The organism is uncultured Reyranella sp. (assembly GCF_945957355.1).
In the GTDB taxonomy this organism is placed as follows: Bacteria; Pseudomonadota; Alphaproteobacteria; order Reyranellales; family Reyranellaceae; genus Reyranella.
The window spans coordinates 266,894-279,941 of sequence record NZ_CAMFKM010000003.1 but is presented as its reverse complement, the minus strand read 5'-3'; the positions used below and the strand labels follow the sequence as shown (position 1 = coordinate 279,941).

The following is a 13,048-nucleotide window of genomic DNA, read 5'->3' as shown; positions in this document are numbered from 1 at the left end:
CAGCCAGAAGGCCTTCAACGTCGCAGGATGGCTCCTACTTACGCCTTTCTTGTGGCGCCGGTTCCGAAATAGGCATCAACCGAGGCCCTCAGTGCCCGGGCGAGCGCCATCTGGTGCTGACGCACGGTCAGCAGCTTTTCGTCCTGTGGGTTCGAGAGATAGCCCAGCTCGACCAGCGCCGCCGGGATCTCGGGCGAGGTCAGCACCGCAAAGCCCGCCTGCCGGTGCGTTCGCGGCAGCAGGCGGACGCCGTTGCGGGCGAAGGTGGCGACGACCGTGTCGGCCAGCCGCCGCGAGTCGTTCACCGTGCCGCGCTGGCTCATCGCCACCAGGGTCTGCGCCACGTTGTCCGGTTGCTCCGACAGCCTCATGCCTGAAATCACGGCACCGGCGCGATTCTCGCGAGCGGCGAGCGCCGCCGCCTCCCGGTCCGTCGCCTCTTCCGAAAGCGTGTAGACCGAGGCCCCGCGCACATCGTGGTCGCCATGGGCATCGGCATGCAGTGACAGGAACAGATCGGCCCTCGCGGCCTGCGCCCTCGCCACGCGCTCGCGCAAGGGCACATAGGCGTCGGTATTGCGCGATAGCAGGACCCGGTAGCGATTGCCGGCCAGCAGCTCACGCTGCAGGTCGCGTGCGATTGCCAGGACGACGGTCTTCTCCTGCGTCCCGCGGCCACCAAGCGCGCCTGGATCGCGGCCGCCATGCCCGGGATCGAGGAAGACCAGCTTTGGCTTGTCCATTTGCATGGGCGGCGTAGGCTTGGCCATCGACTTTGGCCGCCTCTTCGATGGGGCCGCCAGAGCCCTTCCCGAGCCCATTCCAAGCACACTCACGCCGGCCAGAACGGCGAGCAGATGACGGCGACGGAAGTCGGACATGGCAAACGCCAAGGATCAAGAGGGATGAAAATTGATTGAATATTGTTAAAGCAATATCAGAAAGGTGACTGTAATTCCAAATATTTTCAATAGCTTAAAAGATCAAATTCAGACGACACAATCTTTTGATTGTCGACCCCTTTCCAACCCCGTATGTTGCGTACGCGAGCAGTCGCCGTCGTTCGTAGCGCGCCTTAGGGTCGCGCTCCGACGGCAGTTTCCGAGCCGGGCTGGCCTCGCGCCCTTGCAAGACAATTGGGGGCGCGGCCGGTCTGCGGAGAGACTGTCAGGCAGGCGGTGGCTATCAGGAAACTCGAGGTTGGCAGGACCCAGTCGTGGTCCGGCGGCGCGAAGCTTCCCCGTCTTGGCCTGAGTTGGTCGTTCGACGGGTCGATGACGCACCGCTCCCCTCGCACGACGGAGGCGGCATGGCCGCCGGTCGCTCGCACCGGTTGGGATCGGACGCCTCGGAGCGAGCCCATGGCAAGGCGTATGCTCATCGATGCAAGTCACCCGGAAGAAACCCGGGTCGTTGTGGTCGATGGAACGAGACTTGAAGAATTCGACTTCGAAACTGCGAGCCGCAAGCCCCTCAAGGGCAACATCTACCTCGCGAAGGTCATCCGCATCGAGCCGTCGCTCCAGGCGGCCTTCGTCGAGTATGGCGGAAACCGGCATGGCTTCCTGGCCTTCTCGGAGATCCATCCCGACTACTATCAAATTCCCGTCGCCGACCGCGAACGGCTGATCGCCGAGCAGCAGCGGCTGCACGCCGAGGCCGAGGATGACGAGCCGCGGCACAGCAACCGGGTCGATCGCACCGACATCGAGGAAGCTCGCGCCGACATCATTGAGGCCGCCGCGGATGACATCATCAAGGCGGCGGCCGTCCCGGGCGACGCCCCTGTGGTCGAGGCGTCCGCTGTCGAAGCGGTTGCGGCCGAGGCGCCTGCGCCCGACGCCCCGGTCGCCGAGGCCGCGCCCGCCGATCCGATCGTCGCCGAAGCGGCGCCGGTCACAGATGCCGTGCCGGTCAGCGAGCCCGAGCCGCAGGCCCAGCCCACGGAAATCCCGGTCGAGCGTCTCGACGGTCCGGTTCACGTCGAGACCGCCGAAGTCCCTGCTTACGAGCCAGCGGCCGTGCCCGCGACCGACGGCGAGACCGCCGTTGCTGAAGGTGCCGAGTCGACATCCGAACAGCCTGCCGAATTGAATGGCGAGGCCTCCCCGTCCGAATTGACCGATCAGGCCGAGGCGCCGCAGCCCGACGTCACGGTCGAGACGCTGGGCGGTGACGAGGTGGTAGTCGAGGAGCGCGAGACGCGCGAGCGCCGCCGCCGCAACCCGATCCGCCAGTACAAGATCCAGGAAGTCATCAAGCGCCGGCAAATCCTGCTGGTGCAGGTGGTCAAGGAAGAGCGCGGCAACAAGGGCGCCGCCCTCACCACCTACCTTTCGCTGGCCGGCCGCTATTGCGTGCTGATGCCCAACGCCGGCCGTGGCGGCGGCATCTCGCGCAAGATCTCCAATCCCTCCGACCGCAAGCGCATGAAGGAGATCCTGAGCGATCTCGACGTGCCTCAGGGCATGGGCGTGATTCTGCGCACCGCCGGCCTCGAGCGTTCCAACATCGACATCAAGCGCGACTACGAATACCTGTCGCGCCTCTGGGATTCGATCCGCGAGATCACCATGCGCTCGACGGCGCCGGCGCTGATCTACGAGGAAGGCGATCTCATCAAGCGGTCGCTGCGCGACATCTACGACACCGACATTGCGCAGGTCCTGGTCGAGGGCGAGGCGGGCTTCCAGGGCGCCGCCGAGTTCATGCGCCAGCTGGTGCCGCATCAGGCCAACAAGGTCGAGCTGTATCGGGAGCCGATCCCCCTCTTCCACCGCTACCAGGTGGAATCGCAGTTCGACGCGATGCATTCGCCGACCGTGCAGCTGCGTTCGGGCGGATACATCGTGATCAACCCGACCGAGGCGCTGGTCGCCATCGACGTCAACTCGGGCCGTTCGACCAAGGAGCGGAACATCGAGGAGACGGCGCTCCGCACCAACCTCGAGGCGGCCGAGGAGATCGCCCGCCAGGTCCGCCTGCGCGATCTCGCCGGCCTGATCGTGATCGACTTCATCGACATGGAGGAGACACGTCACCAACGCCAGGTCGAGCACAAGGTGAAGGACTCGATGCGCAGCGACCGCGCGCGCATCCAGATCGGGCGCATCTCCGCGTTCGGCCTGCTCGAGATGTCGCGCCAGCGGCTGCGCCCCAGCCTGCTGGAGCACTCGACCGAGGTCTGCCCGCATTGCGCGGGCACCGGCCGCATCCGCTCTCTGGAGTCCGCAGCGCTTCACGCGCTGCGCGCCGTCGAGGAGGAAGGCGTGCGTCGCCGGGCCAGCGAGATCGCCGTCAGCGTCCCGCCGAACGTCGCGCTCTACCTGCTGAACCAGAAGCGCCATTCGCTGTCGGAGATCGAACAGCGCTACGGCTTCACGGTCATCGTCGAGGCCGACGAGGATCTTCATGCCGCCGATTGCGAAATCGAGCGCGTGCGCTCGCGCCGCGAGGATCACCGCAACAACGACCGGCCTGCGCCAGAACTGGCGCGCGCCAGCTACGAGGAGACGTCCGGCGACGAAACGTCCGATGACGAATCCGACGGTAGCGAGGCCAGCGAGGGCGGCGAGCGTGACGAAGAGCGCAACGCCGGCGAGGAAGGCGAAGGTCGCGGCCGAGGCCGTCGTCGTCGCCGCCGCCGCCGCGGTGGTCGCCGTGAGGACGGCGAAGGTTCCGATCGTCCGCAGGAGGCCGGCGAAGCACGCGAGGGCGATGAAGCCCCGTCCGACGAGCCGCGCATCAATGGTGCTGCCGAGGACGATGCCGAGGACAGTGCGCCCGAGGGTGACGCCGACACGGCCAGTGCGAGCGAGGACGGCGCCGAGGGCGATCGTCCCGAAGGCGATGACCGCAACGGAAGCCGCCGCCGGCGCGGTCGCCGCGGAGGCCGCCGCCGCCGCCGCGAACCCGGCGAAGGCGAGGCGATGCAGGGCGATGAGCAGGCCGCAGAGGGAGATGGCCAGACTGCGGAAGGATACGCCGACGACCGAGGCGACGAGCGCGCGGAGAACGGCCACGATACGAGCGAGCCGACCAGCCACGAGCCGCCCCCTTCGCCCCCGGCGCCGCTGGGGAGCATGCCGGTCGAGCAGATGCCGGTCGACAGTGCGCCTTTTGATCCGGGCCCGCCGGTGAACGTGGAAGCGGCCCCGCCGCCGCCCCCCGCTCCCGAGCCGGTGGTCGCCTCGGCGCCGCAGCCGATCGCCATTCCCGAGCCGGAACCCGTCCCCGCGCCACCTCCGCCGCCGCCGGTCCCCGTGATCGACGCGCCGCCGGAGAAGCCCAAGCGCGGCTGGTGGCGCCGCTAGGCATGACGCAGACGATGCGTCGCCGCTCCCTGATCGCTGGCGCCTGCGCGCTGCCGTTCAGTGGTGCGGCGAACGCGGATGCATTCCCGAACGGCCCGTTTCGCATCATCGTGCCGTTCGGTCCGGGATCGGCCACCGACCAGAGCGCCCGTAACGTGGGCGAAGGGCTGAACAAGGCCTTCGGCGTCCCGGCCGTCGTCGAGAACAAGCCCGGCGCCAACGGAGCGATCGCCGCCGAAGTCGCAGCCAAGGCCAAGCCGGACGGCCAGACCATCTTCGTCTGCTCAAACACCGCGGCGGCTTCCAACGTCGCGCTGATGAAGTCCCTGCCCTACGATCCGTTGAAGGATTTCGAGCCGGTCACGATCATCGGCCGCGCGCCGGTCTTCATGATCGTGAACCCGAAGGTCGAAGCGAAGACGGCCCCGGAGTTCGTGGCCCTGTGCAAACGCCAGCCGGGCAAGATCAATTTCGGCTCCGGCAGCGCCTCGACACGGATCTCGGGCGAGCTGCTCAAGGCCAAGGCCGGCATCGACATGCTGCACGTCCCCTACAAGAGCACGCCTGCAGCGCTCCAGGACACGATGGCCGGCCACGTCCAGATGTGCTTCGCCGACCCGGTGACCAGCCTGCCGCAGGTCAAGGCCGGCACCGTGCGCTGCCTCGGCGTCGGCAGCCGCGGCCGCTACAAGCTCACGCCCGACATCCCGACCCTGATCGAGCAGGGCATCCCCGACTTCGAGTTGATGACCTGGACAGGCATCCTCATGCCGCGTGGCGTGCCCCAGCCGGTCATGACGAAGCTGCGCGAAGCCATGCTCAAGGCCATCACCGATCCCGTCTATGTGGAGCGGCAGGCCCAGGGCGGTTCGGAGATCGCTCCTTGCTCTTCCGACGAGATGCGACGGATTATGGTCGCCGAGATCGAGCTCTATCGCGAGATGATGAAGGTCGCCGGCATCGAGCCGGAGTAGCGTTGCCGCCACGCTTGCCCGGCCTGCCACATCGATGTATTCAATTGAATACAACGACATGGCACATCCCCGATGGACACCGCCACGGCCGCAGGTCGCCTTCAGGCTCTCGCCAATCCGGCACGGCTCAGGATCTATGAAATCCTCTCACAGGCCGGCGAGGAAGGGCTCACCGTCGGCAGCGTCCAGGATCTCCTAGGGATCAACGCCTCGACCCTGTCCCACCATCTGAAGACACTGGTTACGGCCGGCCTCGTTACGCAGACGCGCGCGGCAACCAGCCTGGTCTGCCGGCCCAATCACGACGCGATGGACCGGCTGTTCAGCTATCTCGCACGCGAGTGCCGCCCCCCGCCCAAGCGCAAGGCCGCCTAGCCCGCCGGGCGGGCTTCCGTCATTCCGAGGATCGTGCGGCCGATTTCAGCCATGCTATCGCGCGGCAGCGAGAAGGACAGGACCGTGGCGCCGACTTCGACGGTCAGTACCCCCTTGTCGTCGGGCCCTATTCCCAGCGACACGCCATGCAGCGGCAACGGCTGGGCCTGGTAGGTTTCGCTGAAGGCGGTGAACTTTCCCTTGAGCGCGGCCTTCCCGCCCAGGATCAGTAGCAGTGTCAGCAAGTGCTGGAGATCGACCGTGGGGAACACCAGCTCGATCCGCCCGTCCCGTTCCGTTTCGACGTTCAGCAACAATTCCCGGCCATCCGGCGTCACGTCGCCGGTGACGTAGGATACCTGCCGAATCTTGCGGCTGGGATCGCGGAACGGAAATACCTCGGCCAACGGTCTCTTTCCCTTCGTTATATTCAATTCTATATATCGAAGGTCGCAAATCGGCGAGCACTTTTCCCAGCAAACCAAGAGGGGCGCACCATGCAGCACGCGAAACATTTCTACATCGATGGCCAGTGGGTCGACCCGATCAAGCCCGCCCAGCTCGACGTCATCGATCCCTCCACCGAGGAGGCCTACGTCCAGATCTCGGTCGGCAGCGCCGCTGACGTGGACCGCGCCGTGGCCGCCGCCAAGGCCGCCTTTCCGAGCTTTGCCCGCACCAGCCGCAAGGAGCGCCTGGACCTGCTGCGTGCCATCCTCGCCGAGTACAACAAGCGCCGGGACGATGTCGGCGACGCGATCTCGCGGGAGATGGGGGCGCCGCTGGAGTTCGCGCGCACGATCCAGGCGGGCCGCGGCACCGCGCATCTGGAGCGCATGATCTCGGTGCTCGAGACCTATCCGTTCGAAGCGGTCGAAGGCACGACCCTGATCACACGCGAGCCGATCGGCGTCTGCGGCCTCATCACGCCGTGGAACTGGCCGACCAACCAGATCGCCTGCAAGGTGCTGCCGGCGTTGGCCGCCGGCTGCACCATGGTACTGAAACCGTCGGAAGAAGCACCGATCGACGCCATCGTCTGGACCGAGATCATGCACGCCGCCGGCACACCCAGGGGCGTCTACAACATGATCCAGGGCACTGGCTCCGTGGTCGGCGAGGCGATGTCGAGCCATCCCGACATCGACATGATGTCGTTTACCGGCTCGACCCGCGCCGGCATCCGCGTCGCCCAGGCCGCCGCCGTCACGGTAAAGCGCGTCGCCCAGGAACTGGGCGGCAAATCGGCCAACATCCTGTTGCCCGACGTCGACTTCCAGATGGCCGTCACCAAGGGCATCAACAGCATGATGGTGAACTCGGGCCAGTCCTGCACCGCGCCCAGCCGCATGTTTGTGCCACAGGACCGTCACGACGAGGTGAAGCAGATCGCCAAGGCGGCGGCCGAGAAGTTCGTGGTCGGCAACCCGCAGGATCCGGCCACCCGGCTCGGCCCCGTGGTCAACGAAGCCCAGTTCAACAAGATCCAGGGGCTGATCCAGAAGGGCATCGAGGAAGGCGCGGAGCTGGTGACCGGCGGCCCCGGCCGTCCGGAGAACCTGAACCGCGGTTACTACGTACGCCCGACCGTGTTCGCGGGCGTGACCAACGACATGACGATCGCGCGCGAGGAGATCTTCGGGCCGGTCATCTGCATCCTCCCCTACAAGGATGAGGAAGAGGTCATCCGTCTCGCGAACGATACGGTCTACGGCCTCGCCGCCTACGTGCAGGGCAGCGATCTCGAGCACGCCCGCAAGGTCGCCTCGCAGATGCGGGCCGGCAACGTCCACGTGAACTATCCGATGGGCGATACCGCCGCGCCATTCGGCGGCTACAAGCAGTCGGGCAACGGCCGCGAATACGGCAAGTGGGGTCTCGAGGAATTCCTCGAGACCAAGGCGGTCATCGGCTACAAAGCCGCGTGACGCCATGACCGAACGAGTGGCCGGTGCGAGTGCCCTCGCCCGGCCACTTGGCAGTGCCGAGGGGTCGCACCTCGGCTGCTGGCATTGGCAGCGGCGCATCTGCCATACTTCAGCAATGCAGCATCCCGAGTCGCCTTATACGCCCGTCGACATCGCAATCGTCGGCGGCGGCGCCAGCGGTGTTCTGCTGGCCGCACAGCTCGTTCGCAAGACCCGCCTGCGCGTCGCCCTCATCGAGCGCGACGCCCAACCCGGGCTGGGGGTCGCCTATTCGACGCGCAGCCTGGGCCACCTCCTCAATGTCCGCGCCAGCGACATGACGGCCCTGGCCGACGAGCCCGACCACTTCGTCCAATGGCTCGCGCGCGACCGAAGAGGCTACGGACGAACGGATTTCGTTCCCCGCGCCATCTACGGCCGGTATCTGCAAGACCTTCTCGCCGACGCCGTCCAGCGCTCCGATGGCCGCCTCCAGGTGATCAGGGGCGACGTCGTCGCCGTTCGACACGAGGACGATGGCGTCGAACTCGACATCGACGGCTGTGCCTCACTCAGGGCGCGCAAAGCCGTCCTGGCGACGGGCCACCGCCCGCCCTCGAAGGATTCCGGGGCCTATTTCGGCAATCCCTGGCGTGACGACGCCGTCTCCGGGCTCGCGCCCGATGCGTCGATCCTGCTGATCGGCACCAGTCTGACGATGATCGACGTGTTGATCTCGCTGCTGGAGCATGGACACAAGGGCCCGATCGTCGCCCTTTCGCGGCGAGGACTGGTGCCGCATCGCCATCCGCCGGCACCGATCCCCACGCCCGAAGCCGATACGAGCGATCTTTTCACCGGCAGCCTGTCGCGGCGTACCGCGCGTTTCCGCGCCAGGCTACGGGCCGGCTTGGGTTGGCCGGGCCTCATGCAGCTCCTGCGGCCGCACAACAACGAACTGTGGCACGGCCTCGACCTCGATCAGCGGAAGCGTTTCCTGCGCCACCTGCGTCCCTGGTGGGACATCCATCGCCATCGCGTCGCGCCGCAGATCGGCGCTCAGATCGACGCCGCCCGGGCGCGGGGGCAGCTCTCGATCGCCTCGGGCCGGATCGAGATCGGGCCCAAGATGGACGACAAGGTCGAGGTCACGATCATCCGCCGCGGCTCGGACGTTCGGGAAAGTCGCAGCTTCGACCGCGTGATCGATTGCCGGGGCCCCCGCAACGAGGTCGACGTGCATGTGCCATTGCATGCGCAGCTGGTGGAGGATGGGCTGCTGCGGCCCGATCCTCTCAACCAGGGTTTCGACGTCGCGGTCGACGAGGTGCTGATCGGGCGGGACGGGAGGCCGTCGGACCGGCTCTTCGTCCTCGGACCTCCCACCCGCGGCCGCTATACCGAGATCGTGGCGATCCCCGATATCCGCCTGCAGGCGGCGGATATCGCCAATCGGCTGGTCGCCGCCCTGCAAGAGCCATCTGGCCTTGCAGGCAGTCCCGCCGCATAATCTGCGCATGGGACGTGGACCTGCAAAAGCGGCGGCCAAGCCGGCCGAGAAAACCTCCTTGCACCTCCGGATCGATTTCGGCGGCGAACGCTCGATCGGCCCCGGCAAGGTCCGGTTGCTCGAACTGATCAACGAGACCGGATCGATCTCCGCCGCCGGGCGTGCCCTTGCGATGTCCTACCGGCAGGCCTGGCTGCTGGTCGACGAGATGAACCAGATGTTCCGTGAACCCGTGGTGACGGCCCAGACCGGCGGCGGCGGCGGCGGCGGCACGTCGGTCACCGAAACCGGCAATGACATCGTGCGCCTCTATCGCGAGATGGAGCGGCGGGCCTACGGTGCCTCGTCACCGGAAATCCGCTCGCTGGCCCGCCTGCTCACGCCTCCGGACGCCAAGTTTCACTAGGGTTCGCGGCCGATCCTCCGTACCGCGACCACTTGCGCGCCTCATCGTTATATCTTACTAGATATAACGTCATTCACGGCAGCGGGGTGTCGATCATGGAGATCGTCGGCAAGGGTCTGACGGATTGTCAGGTGGACCCGACAGGCGTCTCGTTCCGCCTCAACCTCGAAAGCGTCGACGGTCATCCGGCCTCGGTGGTCCTGCCGGTCGACTGCCTGCGTTCGCTGCTGATGACCCTGCCGAACGTGATCGAGAAGGCGCTGAAGGCGCGCTACCAGGACGACACGCTGAAGATCGTCTATCCGATGGGTGGTTTCACACTCGAGGCCGCGGCCGGCAGCGACAGCACCATCCTGACGATGAACACGCCCGATGGCTTCAAGGTCTCCTTCGCCCTGACGCCCGAGGACGCCGGTGGCCTCGCGACCTCGCTGGTCGGGATCGACATGATGCAGCCGCACGCGACGTTCAATTGATGCCCGATGACGGCCAACGGATAGATTTCCGCCAGGCCGCCGAGGTCAGCGGCGAGTTGCTGCCGCAGGACAATGCCGTCCTGATCACCCTGGTAGGCCACGACGGCGGGCGCTCTACCCTGACCATCCCGGCCGCAGACCTGCAACGGCTGGTGCCTCTCCTGCTCCTGCTGGGCCGCGCCCTGCCGCAAAGCGAGCCGTCGGATTCCGCCAGTCTCTCCCTGGTGCCGACCGATTCGCTGAGCGTCGGCGGCCTGCCGGGCGGCGAAACGCTGCTCGCCGTGGCGGTCGGTCCCGCCACGGTCGGCTTTTCGATGCCCGCCTCCGCCGCCGAGAAGCTGGGACGATCCCTGCTCCTCGCCGGCAGCGACTCAAGCGAGACTACTTTAATACAGTGAAGCCCTGCTTCTCGAAGAAGGGTTTGGCGGCCGGGGTCCTCAGGTAGTCGATGAAAGCCTGCGCATCCGGATTGGTCGAGCTGGCAAGCAGCGCCATCGGGTAGATGATCGGGGGATGCGAACCGGCCGGGAAGGCGCCGACGATGCGCACGGCCGGATCGGACGCCGCATCGGTCGTGTAGACGATGCCGAACGGCGCCTCGCCGCGCGAGACCAGGGCGAGCGCCATGCGAACGCTCTCGGCCTGCGCGACGCGATCGGAGACCGACGGCCAGACGCCGAGATATTCCAGCGCTGCCTTGCCGTATCTGCCGGCCGGAACCGCGTCGACGCTGCCCATCGCGAGGCGCCCGTCCTTGCCCAACGCGCCACGCAGGTCGAAGCCCTTGTCGATCTTGAGGTCGATTCTGGAGTCCTTGCCGGCGATCAGGACGATCTGGTTGCCGAGGAAATCCGAGCGGCTGGCCGGCTTGATGAGCTTGCGCTCCGCGACATAGTCCATCCACGGCACGTCGGCCGAGATGAAGATGTCGGCCGGAATGCCTCCCTCCATCTGCTTGGCCAGCGCAGAGCTGGAGGCATAGGAGATCCTAGTCTTCTGGCCGGTCTTCTTCGTCCAGTCGGCCGACGCTTCGTCCAACGCGTTCTTCAGGCTGGCGGCGGCGAGGATGACGACGTCCTTGCCCTGCGCGGCGGCCTGCTGCGCGAGACCTCCGGCCGACAGGACGAAGGCGGCCGCGGCGAGGGCAGACGTGAAGGCCCGACGAGTACCCAGCATGTAATCCTCCAGTTTGATGAGGTTCGATATATCTCACTGAACATATCGTTTATCCACTCGAATCGCGGTTTTACGACATGGAATGGTATCGTTATGACAGAATGGATATGAATGTCCTCCAGCCCTATACTCCGGTCGTCAATTCTGAGGGGGAAGCATGCGGATCAGCGCCAGGAACCGGTTGAAGGGCACCATCGTCGAGGTCAGGAAGGGCCAGACAACCGCCCATGTCCGGATCGACGTGAAGAGCATCATCGTCACCGCCGCCATCACCAACGAAGCGGTCGACGAGCTTGGCCTGACGGCCGGTCAGGAGGCCTATGCGATCGTCAAGGCGTCCGACGTCATGGTCGGCCTCGACAACTAGCCGCCATGGTCCGGCTGAACGAAATCCGCCAGAGCGAGCGGGCGGTCGATCTGCCGAACCGCTTCGACGCCTCCCTCTACTTCATCGGGCGCATCCGCACGCCGTGGACGTCGCGGCTGGAGACGCCGCGCCAGGGCCGGCTCGACGGTCCGACCTGTCGTATCGAGTTCGACGCCCATTGGGCCGACGGCCTGCGGGGCATCGACGCGTTCGAGCGCCTGGAGGTCCTGTACTGGCTGCACGAATCGCGGCGCGATCTCGTCCACCAGAGCCCGCGCAATGACGGCGAGGCGCGCGGCGTGTTCTCGCTGCGCACGCCGGTGCGACCCAATCCCATCGGCACCTCGATCGTCCGGCTCGTGAAGATCGAGGGCCCGGTCCTGATGGTGCGCGGCATGGACTGCCTCGACGGTACGCCCCTGCTCGACGTGAAGCCCGACCGTACCCTGTTCGAACCGCTGGCGCCGGCCCAGCCCGGCGACTTCCAGATCGGCGACAAGTGAAGCGGCGCAGCGCCCTCGCCCTGCTCGGCGCCGGCCTGCTGGCGAGGCCAGCCCTCGCGCAAGCCACGCGCACCCTGGTCGACTCGACCGGCCGCAAGATCACGCTGCCGGCGCGCATCGAGCGTGTCTTCGTGGCGGGGCCGCCCGCCTCGGTGCTGACCTACACCCTGGCCCGCGATGCCATGGTGGGATGGGTGCGCACGCCCTCGCCCGTTGAGAAGGAATTCCTGGCCGCCCCTGCACGCGATCTGCCCGAAACAGGCCGGCTCACCGGGCGCGGCGATACGGTGAGCCTCGAGCGGCTCGTCGCGGCCAAGCCCGACATGGTCCTGGATTTCGGGTCGACCTCCGACACCTTCGTGTCGCTGGCCAACCGCGTGCAGGAACAGACCGGCATACCCTACGCGCTGATCGACGGCCGCTTCGCCGCCACGACGACCTCGCTGAAGCTCGCGGCCGAGATGCTGGGCAGGATCGAGCGCGGCACCGCGCTGGCCGCCTATGCGGAGGCGGCCTTAGCCCAGGTCGACGGCGTGCTCGCTCGCGTGCCCGCCGACAAACGGCCGCGGGTCTATCTGGCCCGTGGCCCCGAGGGCCTCGAGACCGGCAGCCGCGGCTCGATCAACACCGAGATCATCGAGCGTGCCGGTGCGGTCAACGTGGCGGAAGGCCTGGGCGGCGGCGGCAACATCTCCAACGCCTCATTGGAGCAGATCATCGCGTGGCAGCCCGACATCGTGGTCACGCTGGATCGCGACTTCTTCAACGTCGTCGCAACCAAGCCCGGCTGGAAGCAGGTCCGCGCCGTTGCGAACAGACAGGTCTATCTTGCGCCCGGCCTGCCCTGGGGCTGGATCGATGCGCCGCCGTCGCTCAACCGGCTGATTGGCCTGCGCTGGCTGCTGTCGATCTTCTATCCCGCCGAGGCCAACCTCGACCTCAAGGCGGAGACGAGGAAGTTCTATGACCTGTTCTACGGCGTGGCCGTGACCGACGATCGACTGGCGCGGCTGCTGGGTGGCACGGCAAACTGACGGCGTC

14 protein-coding genes are annotated in these 13,048 nt (G+C 66.7%); 11 read left to right on the top strand and 3 right to left on the bottom strand.

Annotated elements, in window-relative coordinates:
- Nucleotides 1-38: 38 nt before the first annotated feature.
- Complete coding sequence (locus Q0Q48_RS07015; protein ID WP_295135991.1) at nucleotides 39-743, bottom strand: N-acetylmuramoyl-L-alanine amidase; 705 nt, start codon at nucleotides 741-743, stop codon at nucleotides 39-41.
- Nucleotides 744-1,361: 618 nt separating this feature from the next.
- Here Q0Q48_RS07015 and Q0Q48_RS07010 point away from each other — a divergent pair.
- The 3 genes from Q0Q48_RS07010 to Q0Q48_RS07000 all read left to right on the top strand — a co-directional run bounded on the left by Q0Q48_RS07010 (nucleotide 1,362) and on the right by Q0Q48_RS07000 (nucleotide 5,662).
- On the top strand, nucleotides 1,362-4,313 hold the full coding sequence (locus tag Q0Q48_RS07010; protein WP_295135988.1) for an Rne/Rng family ribonuclease: 2,952 nt from the start codon (nucleotides 1,362-1,364) through the stop codon (nucleotides 4,311-4,313).
- Nucleotides 4,314-4,315: 2 nt separating this feature from the next.
- Nucleotides 4,316-5,287 (top strand): tripartite tricarboxylate transporter substrate binding protein, encoded by a 972-nt coding sequence (locus Q0Q48_RS07005; protein WP_295135985.1) that lies wholly within the window; start codon nucleotides 4,316-4,318, stop codon nucleotides 5,285-5,287.
- A 72-nt stretch (nucleotides 5,288-5,359) separates the two neighbouring features.
- Nucleotides 5,360-5,662 (top strand): metalloregulator ArsR/SmtB family transcription factor, encoded by a 303-nt coding sequence (locus tag Q0Q48_RS07000; RefSeq protein ID WP_295135982.1) that lies wholly within the window; start codon nucleotides 5,360-5,362, stop codon nucleotides 5,660-5,662.
- Here Q0Q48_RS07000 and Q0Q48_RS06995 read toward each other — a convergent pair.
- Nucleotides 5,659-6,069 carry a hypothetical protein gene (locus Q0Q48_RS06995; RefSeq protein WP_295135979.1) on the bottom strand — a complete coding sequence of 137 codons (411 nt, stop codon included), beginning with the start codon at nucleotides 6,067-6,069 and terminating at the stop codon, nucleotides 5,659-5,661. The genes Q0Q48_RS07000 and Q0Q48_RS06995 overlap by 4 nt on opposite strands.
- A gap of 90 nt (nucleotides 6,070-6,159) precedes the next feature.
- Between Q0Q48_RS06995 and Q0Q48_RS06990 the strand changes: the two genes are divergently transcribed.
- The 5 genes from Q0Q48_RS06990 to Q0Q48_RS06970 all read left to right on the top strand — a co-directional run bounded on the left by Q0Q48_RS06990 (nucleotide 6,160) and on the right by Q0Q48_RS06970 (nucleotide 10,359).
- On the top strand, nucleotides 6,160-7,590 hold the full coding sequence (locus tag Q0Q48_RS06990; protein WP_295135977.1) for an aldehyde dehydrogenase family protein: 1,431 nt from the start codon (nucleotides 6,160-6,162) through the stop codon (nucleotides 7,588-7,590).
- Nucleotides 7,591-7,705: 115 nt separating this feature from the next.
- Nucleotides 7,706-9,079: an FAD/NAD(P)-binding protein gene (locus Q0Q48_RS06985; protein WP_295135974.1), complete on the top strand. Its 1,374-nt coding sequence runs from the start codon at nucleotides 7,706-7,708 to the stop codon at nucleotides 9,077-9,079.
- Between the two features lie 7 nt (nucleotides 9,080-9,086).
- Nucleotides 9,087-9,485 carry a LysR family transcriptional regulator gene (locus Q0Q48_RS06980; RefSeq protein WP_295135971.1) on the top strand — a complete coding sequence of 133 codons (399 nt, stop codon included), beginning with the start codon at nucleotides 9,087-9,089 and terminating at the stop codon, nucleotides 9,483-9,485.
- A gap of 95 nt (nucleotides 9,486-9,580) precedes the next feature.
- A complete protein-coding gene (locus tag Q0Q48_RS06975) occupies nucleotides 9,581-9,961 on the top strand; it encodes a hypothetical protein (RefSeq protein ID WP_295135968.1) in 381 nt (126 codons plus the stop codon).
- Nucleotides 9,961-10,359 (top strand): hypothetical protein, encoded by a 399-nt coding sequence (locus Q0Q48_RS06970; protein ID WP_295135965.1) that lies wholly within the window; start codon nucleotides 9,961-9,963, stop codon nucleotides 10,357-10,359. Before Q0Q48_RS06975 ends, Q0Q48_RS06970 begins: the two co-directional genes overlap by 1 nt.
- On the opposite strand, the gene modA is transcribed toward Q0Q48_RS06970, so the two are convergent.
- Nucleotides 10,343-11,137, bottom strand: coding sequence for a molybdate ABC transporter substrate-binding protein (gene modA, locus Q0Q48_RS06965; protein ID WP_295135962.1), 795 nt, complete (start codon nucleotides 11,135-11,137; stop codon nucleotides 10,343-10,345). The two genes, Q0Q48_RS06970 and modA, sit on opposite strands and share 17 nt — an antisense overlap.
- A gap of 157 nt (nucleotides 11,138-11,294) precedes the next feature.
- Here modA and Q0Q48_RS06960 point away from each other — a divergent pair, with 157 nt between their 5' ends.
- The 3 genes from Q0Q48_RS06960 to Q0Q48_RS06950 are packed head-to-tail and all read left to right on the top strand — an operon-like array spanning nucleotide 11,295 to nucleotide 13,041.
- Nucleotides 11,295-11,504 (top strand): TOBE domain-containing protein, encoded by a 210-nt coding sequence (locus tag Q0Q48_RS06960; RefSeq protein ID WP_295135959.1) that lies wholly within the window; start codon nucleotides 11,295-11,297, stop codon nucleotides 11,502-11,504.
- A 5-nt stretch (nucleotides 11,505-11,509) separates the two neighbouring features.
- The gene (gene tsaA / locus Q0Q48_RS06955; RefSeq protein WP_295135956.1) at nucleotides 11,510-12,007 is read left to right on the top strand and encodes a tRNA (N6-threonylcarbamoyladenosine(37)-N6)-methyltransferase TrmO; all 498 of its coding nucleotides are present in this window, start codon (nucleotides 11,510-11,512) and stop codon (nucleotides 12,005-12,007) included.
- The gene (locus Q0Q48_RS06950) at nucleotides 12,004-13,041 is read left to right on the top strand and encodes an ABC transporter substrate-binding protein (protein WP_295135953.1); all 1,038 of its coding nucleotides are present in this window, start codon (nucleotides 12,004-12,006) and stop codon (nucleotides 13,039-13,041) included. The genes tsaA and Q0Q48_RS06950 overlap by 4 nt, the downstream gene beginning before the upstream one ends.
- Nucleotides 13,042-13,048 lie beyond the last annotated feature (7 nt).

Coding starts and splice junctions, on each gene's coding strand:
- Q0Q48_RS06985 (WP_295135974.1), top strand. CDS start 7,706: ATGCAGCATCCCGAGTCGCCTTATACGCCCGTCGACATCGCAATCGTC.
- Q0Q48_RS06990 (WP_295135977.1), top strand. CDS start 6,160: ATGCAGCACGCGAAACATTTCTACATCGATGGCCAGTGGGTCGACCCG.
- Q0Q48_RS07010 (WP_295135988.1), top strand. CDS start 1,362: ATGGCAAGGCGTATGCTCATCGATGCAAGTCACCCGGAAGAAACCCGG.
- Q0Q48_RS06980 (WP_295135971.1), top strand. CDS start 9,087: ATGGGACGTGGACCTGCAAAAGCGGCGGCCAAGCCGGCCGAGAAAACC.
- Q0Q48_RS06970 (WP_295135965.1), top strand. CDS start 9,961: ATGCCCGATGACGGCCAACGGATAGATTTCCGCCAGGCCGCCGAGGTC.
- Q0Q48_RS07005 (WP_295135985.1), top strand. CDS start 4,316: ATGACGCAGACGATGCGTCGCCGCTCCCTGATCGCTGGCGCCTGCGCG.
- Q0Q48_RS06960 (WP_295135959.1), top strand. CDS start 11,295: ATGCGGATCAGCGCCAGGAACCGGTTGAAGGGCACCATCGTCGAGGTC.
- modA (WP_295135962.1), bottom strand. CDS start 11,137: ATGCTGGGTACTCGTCGGGCCTTCACGTCTGCCCTCGCCGCGGCCGCC.
- Q0Q48_RS07015 (WP_295135991.1), bottom strand. CDS start 743: ATGGACAAGCCAAAGCTGGTCTTCCTCGATCCCGGGCATGGCGGCCGC.
- tsaA (WP_295135956.1), top strand. CDS start 11,510: ATGGTCCGGCTGAACGAAATCCGCCAGAGCGAGCGGGCGGTCGATCTG.
- Q0Q48_RS07000 (WP_295135982.1), top strand. CDS start 5,360: ATGGACACCGCCACGGCCGCAGGTCGCCTTCAGGCTCTCGCCAATCCG.
- Q0Q48_RS06975 (WP_295135968.1), top strand. CDS start 9,581: ATGGAGATCGTCGGCAAGGGTCTGACGGATTGTCAGGTGGACCCGACA.